Genomic DNA, 14,911 nt, shown 5'->3' on the forward strand with positions numbered 1-14,911 from the left:
TAAAAGCCCTATGTACAAAATTTCAACATTTGTTGTCATGTGTCTAATAAATCAACGACAAAAAGCCGCAAGCAGCATGTCTTATCAAAGGCATACCGCTTGCGGGTCGGAATTATTTTATATAGCTACACGGCGCTCGACTGGATCTGCTGAACCAGCAGCTCAGTAAAATGTGCAGCATGCTTGGCAACGTCATCCAGATTATCATCGAAGCTGTCGGCCGTATCGCCACCGTGTCCGGTAATATCCGATACCGCCTTGATGGCTAACACCGGAATGCCATATTGGGCAGCAGCTTGCACGATCGCCAGCCCTTCCATGTCCGATACCTTGACGGAAGGAAAGGTCGATTTAATCCATTCGACTCGTTCCGATTCGCTCATGAATGAATCCAGCGTCAGTACTAATCCGAAATCCAGGGAATACGGCAGCTTATCTGCTACTGCAGCAGCTTGTCTGGCTACATCCACCCATTCCTCGTCCAAATCATATTTCACCGGCATTTGCGGAACCTGACCATGCTCATATCCAAAGCAGGTCGCATCGACATCGCCATACCTGTACTGTGTAGCGACAACGACATCGCCAACCTTTAATCCATCGGCAAATGCACCGGAGGAACCTGAATTGATGATTAAATCCGGTTTATAACGTTCGATAAGCAGCGTAACCGCAACAGCTGCATTGACTTTGCCGATACCGCTTTCCACCAAAATTATAGGCTGATCCCGGTAAATTGCTTCTTCAACGATGACCTTGCCCACCTGTGACCTTGCCTGTATTCGGGATTCACTGCGAAACGGAGCCATTTCCTCCGCCATTGCAGCTATAATTGCAATTCTCATAGTTAGCCTCTCTATTCTTCCAGGAATGAAACCGGCTTATTTACGGGCACTTTCGTGCCGCCGAATTCTTGTTCTATATATTTTTGCGTATCGTCGTTATGATACAATTCACCTAATTTCAAGATGCCAGGATCGTCCTTTTTATCAGAGGTGGTCACAAGCACGTTGATACTGCTTTTTGTGTCGACGGATACTTCCTCATGGAACAAGGAGTCCTTCAATACGTTTAATCCGCCTTCCATTGCGACCGTATTACCGATCAACACCAGATCCACGTCTTGGATCACGCGCGGACCGGTCGTGTCGTCGATCAACTTGAATTTTAGATGTTTGGGATTGTCGGCGATATCGTTAACCGAACCTGTTCCCTCATTGAAACCATCTTTTAACTTGATGAGTCCGGCTACCTGCAACAGTTTTAATCCTCTGGCCGTATTAGCCGGATTATCTGCCAATGCGACGAGAGCGCCATCCGGGACATCATTCATGTTCTTGATCTTCTGAGAATAAATCCCCATCGGCTCCAGATACGTGGTCGCTACCGCTACAAGATTAGCATTGCTTTCTTTATTGTAGCTGACCAAATAACCCCAGGATTGGAAGGCGTTCACGTCAACTTCTCCCTCTTTGGTTGCGTTATTTGTAACGACACCGCCATCGATCTCCTTGACTTCAATATTGAGCTTGGCATCCTTGGCCGCCTGAGATTGCGCGATATGCTTCCAAATCTGGGCGTCGGAACCCATGGAACCGATAACGATTTTCTCACCGTCGCCCGCTGCTTTGCTGCCACAGCCTGCGGCCGCTAGTAGTAATGTCAATCCAAGCGCTAATCCGCTCAACGTTTTTTTTATATTCATATGCCTTCGCCCCCCCTGGATGAAAAAAATATCATTACCCTAATGCATCGTCATGCCGCCGGTTACATTAATGGCCTGTCCTGTCATATATGAAGATAATGGGCTAGCCAGAAATAACACGACATTCGCAACATCTTGAACCTCGGCGGTCCTTCCCAGCGGAACCTGAGAACAATCCTCTGCATAGATCTCCTCTGCGGTCATCCCGCGGATTAATCCGCCTTCAATACGTTCTCGATGCTTCATCGGCGTCTCCACAATACCTGGACATACCGCATTGACCAGAATGTTATGCCGCGCCAGTTCAATCGCCATGACTTTAGTTAACCCTAGAACAGCATGTTTGGACGCGCAGTATCCGCCCATGGCCCGATATCCGTTTTTTCCGGCCTGTGATGCCATTTGAATGATTCTGCCCGGTTTCCCGGCTTCGACCATCTTCTTCGCAAATATTTTGGATACCAGATATAGCCCGGTGGAATTGATGGAGAATACCTTTTCCCAATCTTCCAGCCTGCTGTCAATCACATAATCCATCGTGGAAATGCCTGCGCAATTTACAACGATATCCGGAACCCCTGACTGCTCCAACAGGATATCTGACCAGCGATAGATATCCTCCGGTCGGGACAAGTCCAGTCTAGACTCATATAACCGACCGTCAATATCCTTATAATCATCTGTATACGCGAGATCGGCTGAGATAACCTTAGCCCCGCCCTCCAGCAATATTTGCACGATACCTTGTCCGATGCCTGAATTTCCGCCAGTTACAACCGCCGTTAGATGCGATAAATCAAGCGTAATCATCACGAATTACAATACCCTTTCAAATGGATCTCTGCTGATTCCGGCACCCAGTACAATCTTCGCGTATTCTTGCGCCGAGAACAGCGAATGATCCTTGTAATTGCCGCATTCCAACGCAGATACAGCCGGAACCTCCGTCGTTTCCAATACGCGCTGGAGCGTTCTTTCCAATGCGGATGCGATTTCTTCCGGTTCATGCTCATTCCAGAGAATCAAATAATACCCCGTTCTGCACCCCATAGGCGAAATATCGATGATTCCTTGAATCTCATCCCTCATATATGTAGCCAACAGATGTTCAAGAGTATGAAGCGCAGCCGTCGGAATTGCATCTTTGTTCGGTTGCAGGAAGCGCAGGTCGTATTTTTGCACGGTGCTGCCTTTCTCGTCATGCTCGATCCCTGCCGCTCTGACATAAGGAGCCTTTACGATCGTGTGGTCCAATTGGAAACTTTCTACTTTTGCCATTGTACTTCAGTCCTTTTTTATAGTTTTGTATATTTATTTCAGTACGTACCCGGAGGCAGATACTGCATAAACCGTTGCAGGCTTGATGTTAATGCGTTGCCTTCTTGGTAAAATAATCACCGATGAATTGGCACGCAAACACCAGAATCAGGATCAAAATGGTTGCTACAAGCGTGATATCCGTCTGGAATCGGTTATACCCCTTATTAATAGCCAGACTGCCTAATCCTCCCGAGCCAATAGCGCCCGCCATCGTCGTCAGTCCGATCAGGTTAATGACCGTAACCGAAGAAGCGCGGATAATTCCTGCCAAGCCCTCCTTCAGATAAACACGGAAAATAATCTCAATCGGCCCCGAACCCATGGATTGAGCCGCTTCAATTATCCCGGGATCCACCTCTATCAGCGCATTTTGTATTTGTCTGGCATAGAAAGGTACGATTCCGATTACCAAAGGCACTATAGCTGCATGCATGCCGATCGATGTCCCTACGATTAGACGGGTAAGCGGAACGACAACGGCGATGAGAATGATAAACGGAATGGATCTGAACAGGTTAATGATTTTTTCCACGACACTATAAATCAGCCTGTTCTCCAAAATACCTCCCTTATCTACCACAACTAGGGTAACGCCAAACAATATGCCGAATAACACGGAAAATAATGAGGTCACCGCCACCATATAAATCGTTTCATAGATGCTCAAGAGTATATCCTCTCTTAAACTCCATATATTCGGGAAATATTTCATGAAAAAATCGCTCATACCGGATCACCTGCTTTACTGTTCTGTAACAGACGGGAGTCGATCATCTCGACGGTCAAGTTAACCGCCTGCAAATACTGCAGAGCTGCTTCCAAATCGCTGGCGGCGCCCGACATGACAACGATCAAATTGCCGATCGGCGTCTGTTGTAAAATTTCCACATTCGCGAATAAAAGATTGGTCGTCACCCGATAACGCGCGGTAAGCGCTGAAATAACCGGCTCGCTTGTACTATCGCCAATATAAGAAATCTTGCACAAGATATCATTATCCTTCAGATGGACCAATGACGGATGCAGCGCGAGCTTTTCCAGCGTCTGCTCAACATGAGTCGCCGTATTGATAAAATCGCGGGTTAGCGCATTTTGCGGATTGCTGAAGATGGAGACGATATCACCTTGCTCGATAATCCGACCGGCTTCCATTACTGCTACTTTGTTGCATATTTCTTTCACCACCTGCATTTCATGCGTAATAATAACGATTGTCAAGCCGAGGTCTTGATTCAATTTCTTCAACAATTTCAGGATGGATAACGTTGTTTTGGGGTCCAGAGCGCTGGTTGCTTCGTCGCATAAGAGTATCTCCGGGTCATTCGCCAGCGCTCTGGCAATGGCTACCCTCTGCTTCTGTCCACCCGATAATTGAGAAGGATAAGCTTCCCGCTTATCCGATAATCCTACTAACTCAAGCAAATCATTGACCTTCCGGGCTCTTTCGCGCTTGGAAAGTTTGGAGCTTTTTAAAGGGTAATCCACATTATCAAAGATCGTTCTGGAACTCATCAGGTTAAAATGTTGGAAGATCATGCCGATCTTCTTTCTAGCCGCGCGCAGCTCTTTGGAATTCAAGGACAGTAAATCCTGTCCGTTCACTTCAACACTTCCCGATGTAGGTCGCTGCAGCAGGTTAATGACGCGAACCAAAGTACTCTTCCCGGCCCCGCTGTAGCCTACAATGCCATATACATCACCAGCATCAACCTGCAGATTGACATCCCGAACGGCTGGCACCGGCTGAGAGCCAGATTCAAAAGTAACATTAATATTAGATAGAGAAATCATAATGCCCAACCCTTCCTATTACTTCGATGTACTCAGATCTCCATAAAATTCATTTCAGTTATTGTACATCAGAATAGTCGGAATTGAAACTAAAATTTTTTATTAGGGATTCCGCCAACATTTTAACGAAGCGCGGTGCGGCGTTAGCATGCTGGCGGTCTCGGTATTAATGACACAAACATTACCTTAAAATCGGTTTCGCACGCTTCGCGAGCTCAAAGATGCAATTATAAAAACAGGCTCAAGCACTTGACTTGAGCCTGTAATTTATAACTCCCACGTGGTTTCGAGCATTTGCGTGGATTTGATTAACATGTTTGTATAGGCATCCCGGTTTTTCTCATTATGGAGGTCAGAAGTATGAAATTGCTCGATCTTATTCCCGCCTTTCATAACTAAAATATCGTTGCAAAGTCCGGATATAAGCGAGAGGTCATGGGTGATGAACAGAAGAGATACCCCTTGTTCCTTCTGGATGGACTTCAGTAGATCGATCACCCGCTGTTGCAGTACGATATCAAGGCCCGAAACTATTTCATCGCAAATCAATAGATTAGGTTTAATCAATAGTGCTTTAGCTAGGCACGCCCTTTGATACTGCCCTCCGCTTAATTTACCCGGGCGTTTTCTAAGCAGGTCCTCGCGAAGACCCACCTTGTCTAAATACTCTAGAATTCTGTGTTTGCGCTCCAATCTATTCAAGTTGGTAAAGTTAACTAACGGTTCTTCCAAACACTGAAACAAGCTCATCGCCGGGTTCAATATTGATGCCGTATTTTGAAACACAATCTGAATATCCCGATACCATTCTTTGTATGATTTGCTTCTTTTGCTGGGTAAGCTTCGTCCGTTAAACATAATTTGACCCGATGTCGGTTGTTGTAATGCCATAATCAACTGAGCAAGCGTTGATTTACCGCTGCCACTCTCGCCTATAATGGCCAGAGAGCCTCCATTTTCGATCTCGAAGCTAATGTCGTTCAGAATTTGCCTTCCATTAATTTCTTTGAACAGCTGTAGAACTTGAAGCACGGGGGCTAACACCTCCTTTGCTCAGGAACCTCTGAGATCGATACCTGCATAATTGCTGGGTATATTCATGCTCAGGCTGCCTTAATACCCTTTCGGTGCTTCCCTGCTCGATTATTTTTCCATCACGCATTACACCGATCGTATCCGCGAGATAACTCGCAAGGAGTACATCATGCGTAATAAACAGCATACTCATGTGTAGATCCGATATGAGATGATGCAATAAAGATATGACTTCCGCTTGTGTCGTGACATCAAGTGCACTCGTAGGCTCATCGGCTATGACGACTTCAGGCTTTAAACAAAGCGCCATCGCGATCATTACACGTTGATTCATTCCGCCGCTTAGCTCATGAGAATAACTTTTCATGACATGAGCCGAATCTTTCAAAAGAACTTGTCCCAGCATCTTTTCCGCTTGTTTTTCCGCCTCATGCCTCGAAATCGGTAAATGACTGCGCATCAGATCACTGAATTGCCTGCCGATCGGGATCGACGGATGCAATGCTTGTTCAGGATGCTGAAAAATGGCACCTATACGTTTCCCCCTGATTTTTCGCCAGTCCTTTTCAGTTAGACGATTCAGTTTATAGCCTCGTAACATGATGTCACCTGTCATGTGCAGATCAGCGGGAAGCATCCCTAAAATAGCTTTACTTGTTAATGTTTTACCGCTTCCGCTCTCCCCTAATAAGCAGTAAGTTTTCCCTGATTCCAAAGAAAAACGGCTGTGATGTACAAGCGACTGACCGTATGCGTTTCGAATATTCAAATTTTCTATTTCCAGTATGGCATCCATCACATCTCCCTCCTGAGTCGCTCGCCTACGATTTGGAACGAACAGGCTGTCAGGAAAATCATAAAACCCGGGAAAAACCCCATCCATGGCGCAACTTGCAAATAATTTTTCCCATCCAATAACATAACGCCCCATTCAGGCGAAGGAGGCTGAGCACCAATTCCTAAAAAGGATAAACCGGATAAAGTCAAAATCACCTTACTTACATCCAGAATCAACATAGTTCCAATCTGAGGGGCGATATTCGGCATCATATGCCTTATTATAGTTCTCATTCCAAATGATCCGCTTACCCTGCTCGCCATAATATACGGCTCCTTTTTAACATCATGGATCAAACCACGAATTAATCTTACATACTTGGCCCACCAGGAAAGAATAACTGCGAAATAGACATTCTCCATGCCAAAACCAAGGAAACCGACAATCACGATGGTGAGAAGGACACTCGGCATGGCCGTAAATATATCCGTCAAGCTCATCATCAACATGTCAAGTTTTTTTCCAAAAAAGGCACTTATCGTGCCGACGAAGAGTCCGATCAACATGACAACGCTGAGAACTACGAATACAGGGAACACGGAGTCGCCGATGCCATGAATCACACGACTAAACAAGTCTCTGCCTAAATAATCCGTTCCAAACGGATGAGAGAGGGTTGGCGGAAGAAGCTTTTCTTGTTGATTGGTTTGGAATGGGTCATAAGGTGAAATCCATGATGCCGTGAGTCCTGCAACCATGAGCAAGACAATAAATAACAAGGCTGTTGTTGGAAGTTTATTCGCTCGAACGAGATTCATCATAGTTCCCACCTCTGTTTGTCAAGATGGACACGCGGATCGGTTAAAAAAAATAGGACATCGGTTACGAAATTAAACACAAATATAAAAGCAGCCACGAAAAGCGCGCTTCCTTGAATGACAGGGAAATCCCGGCGATAAATAGCTTCGAGCATATATTTTCCAAACCCTGGAAAACTAAAAATCGTTTCGGTTATGATAGATGCGCCAAAAAAGCTTGGCAAGCTAGTCGTGATTAGCGTCAGTATCGGAATGAACATGGAGCGGAATAAATAAGATGGATAAAAGATAGATGGTCGCAAGCCTCTGGCTCTTGCCGCCTCAATATAGGAGAATTTACTATATTGAATGGTATATGATCGTACCATCCGAATGAAGTAAACACTTTCCGCGATGGAAATCGCCGTTATTGGAAGCACATAATGCAGTGCGGAAGAGCTCCCGACAACGGGAAGAATAGGCCATATAACACCGAAAACATACATGATTAGAATAGCGAGCCAATATAAAGGTACTGACAACCCTAAAATGGTTACCGAATAAATAACCCGATCCGGAATCGAGCCTGCATTTAATCCTAACCAAATGCCAACCGGTATGGAAATCAACGCCGTAAGTAAAAAGGAGCCTGTAATCAATCTGAACGTCGGATCTAAGCGGTCGATCATCTCATTTAACACCGGTTCGCCAGACATAAAAGAATTTCCTAATTCTCCTCGGAAGATCTGATGTACCCATGCTATGTATTGCTGAATAAACGATTGATCAAGGCCCCACTGCTCCTGTAAATGAGCCACCAACGATTGCTCAGGTACCACTCCAATTTGTAACAGTATCATCGACGCCGGATCACCCGGCGCCAGACGCATTAGTGTGAAGACGAACAATGAAAATAGGACAAGCGTAACCATTAGCATCAACAGACGATGGATCATGGAACGCAGCATTATTGTGCTTCTTTCTTTAAGCGATGCCACTTCACCGGATCGTCTTCAATTGCATTGAAAGTAAAGCCGACAAGTTCGCGCGAATGAACAAAAGTTTGCTTGGCGTAGTAAATCGGCACTGACATCGCTTCCTCGTGCATGCGCAAAAACACTTGGTCAAATAGCGCCTGCTGCTTTTCTGCTAAGACCGTAGAAGCAATCTGATCCAGCAAGTCCGACAATGGACGATCTTGATAAGCAACTCCCGGCGTTGACGGCGAACTGTAGAATAAAGAGGACAAGAATCGATATGGCAATTGAGCATCGGTATACGTTCGATACATCAACAGGTCATAATCCTTGCTGCTCCATAGCGTATCGTAGTAAGCTGCCCGTTCCTTATTCACGATGTTAATTTGGATTCCTATTTGCTTCATGTTGTCTTGAAAAATTTCAGCCATCTCTTTCCACTCCGGATATTCTTCCGTTTGAATCACCAATCGCAACTGCAAGATTTGTCCGTCTCTCTCATATAGCTGCTTTTTCTCATTCCATTTGTAGCCCGAGGCTTCAATCCGTTGTTTGGCCTTCTCGGGATGATAAGGATAGAAAGGCTGATTGTCGTCCGTTACAAAGGCGACGTTCTTTTGAAACAATCCTTTGATTGGATCACTGCTTCCATCTGCATATTTATTCGTATCATTTCCATAATTCATGGCTTGTCGTATATTTTTATCCGATAGAAATGCATTGTTTTGGTTAATGACCAAAAAATAGGACATGGTGCTGGTCCCCGTTTCAACCACATACTTGTCTTTATTTTGAAAAACACTTAGACTTTCCGCTGGAATATTGCCAAGTTCCCCGCCTGCAAGATCCGCCTCTCCGGATTGCAGTGCTAACACCCTTGCCTGTGGATCCGTAATGACTTTAAAAACAAGAGAATACTCTGAAGGTTTCTCTAACCAATAATGCTCGTTTGCAACCAGAACCGTCTCAACTCCTTGATGATAGCTGTCTATTTTCCAAGGGCCCGTTCCGATCGCTTTGTCAAAAGTTCCATTCACATCCCCCACAGGAATGACCGAGTTTGGACTCATAATTCGAAATGGCCTTGCTTGACTAAGCTCATACAATACTTGTGTTGCGGTTTCTTTAAAAGTAAGTACGACGGTGTTATCATCAGGAGCTTCTATTTTTTTTAGCAAACGGGATATTTCAAGCCCAGCATTCTCTTCTCTGCTCGTCGCTCGCTCCAAAGAAAACTTAACTGCTGCTGAATTCAAAGGACTGCCATCCGAGAATTTGATTTGTTTTCTTAGATGAAAACGATAGGTCTTTCCGTTATCGGAGACTTCCCATGATTCGGCCAGGCTCGGGGCGATTTTGCCTTCTCCTTCATATTCCACAAGCGCATCATATACGGCGGCATGCGTTTGCCGTGTTCCATTGTATGTCGTCGCATCAAGTTTATCCCCTTCCGTATCCTGTGTGACCGCTACAACGATTTGCTTGTTCGCTTCTTGGACAGTACTGGAAGTCGAGCTTTTTGTTTGTGAGCACCCCATAATTAACAAAAACGTCAAAACAACCACAACACTGAAACAATATCTGCTATACATCCCTACTCCTCCTACTTCTCTCCTTCGATGTTTGTGATTAAACTGCTGCAATAAACAGGAACACTTGCATACGGAGTAATCTTTGTTTATTATTAATCGTAATCATTACGATTTGCAAGATATTTTTTACTAAAGGAGACTATGTTTCATGACGGAGCATCAATTTGCGCAACAATATCGTGATTATTGGGACAAAGGAGCAGCTGTCTATGATGAAATCGTAGATACAGAATTTGAAACGGATACATATGATCATTGGAAAACGATCCTGAATAACCTTTTATCCGGCAAACAAAATCTAAAGATCCTGGATGTTGGAACGGGTCCCGGATTTTTTGGCGTTTTGCTTAGTCGTATGGGCCATCAGGTTACTGCCATCGATTCCTCGCCGGAAATGATAGCCAAAGCTAAAAAGAATGCGGAAAAATATAACTGCAATATCAAGGTCATTGAGACGGATATCATAGAATATAAAACTGAAAAAACATTTGATATCATCATTTCCAGAAATGTAACCTGGTTCCTATATAATCCTGTTGCCGCTTATCAAAATTGGCATAGGATGCTTAATGACGAGGGGCAAGTTATTGTTTTCGATGCGAATTGGAATTTGTTTTTGAGTAATCCCCAGGAAGCAGCGCTCTATCGACAAGCGAAGAAGGAGGCTTTTGAGCAAGGTTTCTTGCCTTACCGCGAAGAGAAAGACATTGAGGAAGGGGATCAACTGGCGCTTACCTTACCGTTGACCTACGTAAGAAGACCCGAATGGGACCGCGAAATGCTTAAGTTTATTGGCTTTAGTAAAATTCAAGTTCATGAAGGATTCGATTCTAACTTTTACAGTACAGGAGAAAAAATCCTAAACCGTCATAGGCCCATGTTTGTGATCGTCGCTGAAAAATAGGGTTCATATTTAAAAAAGCTAAAAGCAAACAGCCCTCTACTCTTTCAGAACAAGCAGAGGGCTGCATTCATTATGCATGATTCAGTTCAGCAGCTGCCTTGCGGCTATCCCTTCTTGAAGGTGCGTCGTGAGATTCATGCTTATCCTCCGCACATGAACAGGTGCAGAAGTTGAGCGCTTTGTGATGAAGGACATTCCTATATAAGCGCAGGTTTACTGAATCTTCTTCCCCTTGCCGTGAAGAATCTTCAATTCTCCGTTCTCATAACCGACCGTGTAGCTCATACGGTAACTCTGATAGACGGTACCGCTCTTGCGCCGCTCTTCGGCCGTAATTTCAACCCTGACCATAGCACCGTCGGCCTGCTCTTCAAGCGACAGGTGGTCTAGCGTAATGTAACCGGTATTCAGATATCCCGCTCGAAAATTTTCGTAACTTATCCCGCTCTGCCAATCGCTGCCCAGGAGGGAATACGCAGTGACATAATCGCCGTTGCTCAGGCTTTGATAGAAGTACGCGACAATATCCCGTTCGTCCCCTACCGCTCCGCCGCTGTCCGTACCATACTCATCTCCATCGGCTATGGCTGGAAGCTTGGTCATCGGCGTCTTCGACCACTCCCTTGCCTGCTGCAAAATGCTGGAGATTGGGATGCTGAATCCGATCCCCGACTCCTCGGTGGCGGCCGCCGAATTGATGCCCAGCACCTCGCCAGTTTCAGCGTTGACCAGCGGTCCTCCGCTATTACCATGGGTGATCGGCGCAGAGATCTGGTATAGATTGCTGTATGTATAAGAATCGATGTCGAAGCTTCGTCCAAGGCCGCTGATAATGCCGGTTGTAACCGTATTTTCCAGTCCCAGTGGGCTGCCTAGCGCGAGGATTTCGTCCCCGATCTCCGGCTTGTAGCGCTCAGCCACAGGGAGCGGATCGAGCTTCTTAAGCTCCTGTACGCGGACCACAGCAATATCTATATCCGTGCCGATACCGATGACTTTCCCTTTATATTCTTTGTGATTCAGCGTCCGTACTGTCACCTGCGCCGACCCGGCTACGACGTGGGCGTTGGTCAGCAGGTCACCTTCATTGTTGTACAGAAATCCTGATCCGAGTCCGCTTCCCGATTCGATGGTGACGACCCGTTTCTGGCTGTCTTCGATAATCTCCTTGCGGGTCTTCTGGGGCTTCGTCTTTGCAACCGGCGTGACCGTCTTCGCTGAAGTCTGCACCGCTAGTAGCGGCTGCCCTGCCAGCTGATTCTCGGCACTCCGGTGAATGATATACGCGCCTCCGCTTCCCAAGCCAATGATGATCAGGCAGCTCAGTGTACTCATCCAAAATCCTTTACTCATGTTCCATGCCTCCTATTCTAGATACCAGGATGCGTTGGTAACCTGAACCTGCGCCTGTTCGTATACCCCATAATACGAGGTTGAAAAGACCCCTGATTCTCCAGGGTTCAGCCTGAACGGAGAAACGTCGGTATAGACATTGCCGATATAGGCTCCCGAGGAGTTGCTGTAAATCTCCATGTTGACGCTGATTGAATAGATCGGGCGAGTCGCGCCGTTCGTGATCGTCCCGGTAATGGATAGATCGCCGTAATCGTCAAGAACAGCTTTAAGGTTCGACACATTCACCGCCGCCGTCCGGTTATTCAATTCTTCTTCGGCCGCCTTCTGCTGGGCCAGTTGTATACGCTTCGCCTCGGCTTTCTCGAATTCCCGCTTCGCTTGCGCGATCTGCTTTCGGTACGCCGTCAGTTTCTCGTTGCCCGTATCATAAGACAGTCCGTTGTCCACTTCCGCCAGCGCTCCTGCAAAATCCTTTTTTCGCAGCTTCGCTTCGGCGGATGAATAACTAAGACCGGTAATTTTGTTTATAATCTGTACTTTGACGGCTTCGGCTTCCTGGCCGCTAAGGCCGCGGACCGTGTCCAACTTGTCTGCAAGCGCATCAACCGTGCTCAGCTTGTCCAGCTCGCCTTTGATTCTTAGTACCTTTAGCATAACTTGATCCGCCGCAAGTACCTTCTGAAGCGGCGCGAACAACGGTTCTTCCCGCTTGCCTATCATGTCCGCAATTTCCTTCAGCGTTTTCTCGCCTTCACCCAGTTTCTGCGACTTCAGCTGCTTGGAAACGTCGGCCAGCTGAGTCTGAAGTCGAGCAGCCTTGGACGCGAGCTCCCGGTCCCGAGCAAGCACGGCATAGCGCGGCCTTTTCTCTTCGGCCCGTTCTAGCAGCTGGACGGCATCCGAGTAACGTCCGGCCAATGCTTCTTTCTTCGCCTGCTGCTGCAGAGCCATCACCTCCCGATTCACGGACTGCTCATGCTTGTAATAAAGCGTAAGCCCCAGGCCAACGACCCCGGCAAGCAGCAGCGGAATAATCCACTGGAACGCGCGTTTGCTACCTCTCTTGGAGATGACTGCTTGATTCTCTGGAAGCAGGTTTTCCCCCGGCTTACCTGCCGCGGCGTTCGACCGCTGGAGTGCCTCGGTGCCCGCCGCGACCTCCAGAACGGCCTGGCGCACTTCTTCCGTCAATAATTTTGCACCGCACTTACTGCATGTTTTCTGCTCCGAGGCACACTTTGCCCCGCACTGATGACAATACACCTTTCTCCCCCCAGAGTCCTTTTTTCCACCTAGCCGGCGATGATGTACGCAGTACTATGTAAAAGCCAGGTCCTTAGCGAAGCGTATGGTTCAATAGACCTAACTCGCTAGTTTACTATACCATATTGTGGATGGACAGGAGAATATTATTTCGATAAACCTCATACACCAGGTCTGCACAGTAAATATTGACGACTAAACTTCACAAAACCAATATTTGATGAATCATTAAGTCTTCATGAATGGGGAGAATTCGTATTGTGACTTATCGGTATTCATGTAGATAAAATTTTATCATGAGCCAATTATTAGTACAGCAACGCCGCCTGTCTTTTATAGTGGTCTTCGATCACCATACAAGCCATTGCTTCAATTACTGGCACAATTCTGGGACAGATACAAGGATCGTGTCTTCCAACTGTTGTTATATTCCTTTCGTTTCCATCCATATCGATGGTTTGCTGTGGAATGGATATTGAGGAGGTTGGTTTGACGACAACCCGGAAGACAATATCCGCCCCCGTACTGATCCCTCCAAGAATGCCACCCGCATGGTTTGTTCGAAATCCCATTTCATCCATCTGGTCGTTGTGTTCGCTTCCCAGCATGGATGCCGCACGGAAGCCCGCTCCGAATTCAATTCCCTTGATTGCGCCTATAGACAACATGGCCTTTGCCAGCTCAGCATCCAACTTATCAAACACGGGTTCCCCTAACCCCGCAGCAATTCCGCTAATGCGACATTCTACTATACCACCACAACTATCGCCTTCCGCTGCAAGTTTTTCAATCCGCTCAATCATTTTGTCCGCCGCTGCAAGATCACATGCCCGAACAGGGTTTCGCTCAATGGCATCTGGGTCGAATGTTGTGCAACGGATGCCACCGATCTCAGTCGTATATGACACTACTGAGACTCCTCGCCGTTCCAACAACTTCCGTGCCACCGCTCCAGCAGCTACGCGAGCGGCAGTTTCCCTGCCTGAAGCCCGACCGCTTCCTCGATAGTCACGAAAACCATACTTCTTAACGTAGGAAAAATCCGCATGTCCTGGACGAAACATGAATTTGATGTCGTCGTACGCTGATGGACGCATATCCGTGTTATTCAAAATTATGCTCAATGGCGTCCCTGTTGTTCTGCCTTCGAAAACTCCTGATAAAATACGAATTCTATCATATTCTTTACGTGAAGTTGTGACGGAAGATTGTCCCGGCTTTCTGCGATCCATCTGAATTTGAATGTACTCTTCGTTCAATTCAATATCAGGAGTGACGCCTTCAATAATTACGCCTACTGCTTCTCCATGCGATTCACCAAATGTAGTCATTTTAAAACGTTCACCAAACGTACTTCCCGACATAGATATTCCCCCTATTTTATTAATAAGAT

General features: G+C 46.4%; 15 protein-coding genes. 1 reads left to right on the forward strand and 14 read right to left on the reverse strand.

What is annotated here, in order from left to right; translation table 11 throughout:
- Positions 1–125: 125 nt before the first annotated feature.
- From L6442_RS16365 to L6442_RS16415, 11 genes are all read right to left on the reverse strand, one after another.
- Positions 126–845, reverse strand: a complete 720-nt coding sequence (locus L6442_RS16365; RefSeq protein WP_212979244.1) for a 5'-methylthioadenosine/adenosylhomocysteine nucleosidase — start codon at positions 843–845, stop codon at positions 126–128.
- An 11-nt stretch (positions 846–856) separates the two neighbouring features.
- Positions 857–1,699: a MetQ/NlpA family ABC transporter substrate-binding protein gene (locus L6442_RS16370; RefSeq protein WP_212979342.1), complete on the reverse strand. Its 843-nt coding sequence runs from the start codon at positions 1,697–1,699 to the stop codon at positions 857–859.
- A 45-nt stretch (positions 1,700–1,744) separates the two neighbouring features.
- On the reverse strand, positions 1,745–2,515 hold the full coding sequence (locus L6442_RS16375) for an SDR family NAD(P)-dependent oxidoreductase (RefSeq protein WP_212979343.1): 771 nt from the start codon (positions 2,513–2,515) through the stop codon (positions 1,745–1,747).
- A 6-nt stretch (positions 2,516–2,521) separates the two neighbouring features.
- Positions 2,522–2,983 (reverse strand): S-ribosylhomocysteine lyase, encoded by a 462-nt coding sequence (locus L6442_RS16380; protein WP_212979245.1) that lies wholly within the window; start codon positions 2,981–2,983, stop codon positions 2,522–2,524.
- Between the two features lie 88 nt (positions 2,984–3,071).
- On the reverse strand, positions 3,072–3,752 hold the full coding sequence (locus tag L6442_RS16385; RefSeq protein WP_212979246.1) for a methionine ABC transporter permease: 681 nt from the start codon (positions 3,750–3,752) through the stop codon (positions 3,072–3,074).
- Positions 3,749–4,816, reverse strand: coding sequence for a methionine ABC transporter ATP-binding protein (locus L6442_RS16390; RefSeq protein WP_212979247.1), 1,068 nt, complete (start codon positions 4,814–4,816; stop codon positions 3,749–3,751). Before L6442_RS16390 ends, L6442_RS16385 begins: the two co-directional genes overlap by 4 nt.
- 267 nt (positions 4,817–5,083) lie before the next feature.
- The gene (locus L6442_RS16395; protein ID WP_212979248.1) at positions 5,084–5,848 is read right to left on the reverse strand and encodes an ABC transporter ATP-binding protein; all 765 of its coding nucleotides are present in this window, start codon (positions 5,846–5,848) and stop codon (positions 5,084–5,086) included.
- Positions 5,814–6,647 carry an ABC transporter ATP-binding protein gene (locus tag L6442_RS16400; protein ID WP_212979249.1) on the reverse strand — a complete coding sequence of 278 codons (834 nt, stop codon included), beginning with the start codon at positions 6,645–6,647 and terminating at the stop codon, positions 5,814–5,816. The genes L6442_RS16395 and L6442_RS16400 overlap by 35 nt, the downstream gene beginning before the upstream one ends.
- Complete coding sequence (locus L6442_RS16405; protein WP_212979250.1) at positions 6,647–7,450, reverse strand: ABC transporter permease; 804 nt, start codon at positions 7,448–7,450, stop codon at positions 6,647–6,649. The genes L6442_RS16400 and L6442_RS16405 overlap by 1 nt, the downstream gene beginning before the upstream one ends.
- Positions 7,447–8,394 carry an ABC transporter permease gene (locus L6442_RS16410; RefSeq protein WP_212979251.1) on the reverse strand — a complete coding sequence of 316 codons (948 nt, stop codon included), beginning with the start codon at positions 8,392–8,394 and terminating at the stop codon, positions 7,447–7,449. Before L6442_RS16410 ends, L6442_RS16405 begins: the two co-directional genes overlap by 4 nt.
- On the reverse strand, positions 8,394–10,046 hold the full coding sequence (locus L6442_RS16415) for an ABC transporter substrate-binding protein (protein WP_212979252.1): 1,653 nt from the start codon (positions 10,044–10,046) through the stop codon (positions 8,394–8,396). Before L6442_RS16415 ends, L6442_RS16410 begins: the two co-directional genes overlap by 1 nt.
- Before the next feature lie 97 nt (positions 10,047–10,143).
- On the opposite strand from L6442_RS16415, the gene L6442_RS16420 reads away from it, so the two are divergent.
- Entirely contained in the window at positions 10,144–10,899 is a 756-nt protein-coding gene (locus L6442_RS16420) for a class I SAM-dependent methyltransferase (RefSeq protein WP_212979253.1), read from the forward strand.
- A 213-nt stretch (positions 10,900–11,112) separates the two neighbouring features.
- Here L6442_RS16420 and L6442_RS16425 read toward each other — a convergent pair whose 3' ends face one another.
- The 3 genes from L6442_RS16425 to aroC form a co-directional block, all read right to left on the reverse strand.
- A complete protein-coding gene (locus L6442_RS16425) occupies positions 11,113–12,252 on the reverse strand; it encodes a S1C family serine protease (RefSeq protein ID WP_212979254.1) in 1,140 nt (379 codons plus the stop codon).
- Positions 12,253–12,264: 12 nt separating this feature from the next.
- The gene (locus L6442_RS16430; RefSeq protein ID WP_212979255.1) at positions 12,265–13,446 is read right to left on the reverse strand and encodes an FxLYD domain-containing protein; all 1,182 of its coding nucleotides are present in this window, start codon (positions 13,444–13,446) and stop codon (positions 12,265–12,267) included.
- 380 nt (positions 13,447–13,826) lie between these two features.
- Entirely contained in the window at positions 13,827–14,882 is a 1,056-nt protein-coding gene (gene aroC, locus L6442_RS16435) for a chorismate synthase (protein WP_212979256.1), read from the reverse strand.
- Positions 14,883–14,911 lie beyond the last annotated feature (29 nt).

This window comes from Paenibacillus azoreducens, assembly GCF_021654775.1.
Taxonomy (GTDB): Bacteria; Bacillota; Bacilli; order Paenibacillales; family Paenibacillaceae; genus Paenibacillus_AQ; species Paenibacillus_AQ azoreducens.

Coding starts and splice junctions, on each gene's coding strand:
- L6442_RS16380 (WP_212979245.1), bottom strand. CDS start 2,983: ATGGCAAAAGTAGAAAGTTTCCAATTGGACCACACGATCGTAAAGGCT.
- L6442_RS16385 (WP_212979246.1), bottom strand. CDS start 3,752: ATGAGCGATTTTTTCATGAAATATTTCCCGAATATATGGAGTTTAAGA.
- L6442_RS16365 (WP_212979244.1), bottom strand. CDS start 845: ATGAGAATTGCAATTATAGCTGCAATGGCGGAGGAAATGGCTCCGTTT.
- aroC (WP_212979256.1), bottom strand. CDS start 14,882: ATGTCGGGAAGTACGTTTGGTGAACGTTTTAAAATGACTACATTTGGT.
- L6442_RS16405 (WP_212979250.1), bottom strand. CDS start 7,450: ATGATGAATCTCGTTCGAGCGAATAAACTTCCAACAACAGCCTTGTTA.
- L6442_RS16375 (WP_212979343.1), bottom strand. CDS start 2,515: ATGATTACGCTTGATTTATCGCATCTAACGGCGGTTGTAACTGGCGGA.
- L6442_RS16420 (WP_212979253.1), top strand. CDS start 10,144: ATGACGGAGCATCAATTTGCGCAACAATATCGTGATTATTGGGACAAA.
- L6442_RS16410 (WP_212979251.1), bottom strand. CDS start 8,394: ATGCTGCGTTCCATGATCCATCGTCTGTTGATGCTAATGGTTACGCTT.
- L6442_RS16390 (WP_212979247.1), bottom strand. CDS start 4,816: ATGATTTCTCTATCTAATATTAATGTTACTTTTGAATCTGGCTCTCAG.
- L6442_RS16400 (WP_212979249.1), bottom strand. CDS start 6,647: ATGGATGCCATACTGGAAATAGAAAATTTGAATATTCGAAACGCATAC.
- L6442_RS16425 (WP_212979254.1), bottom strand. CDS start 12,252: ATGAGTAAAGGATTTTGGATGAGTACACTGAGCTGCCTGATCATCATT.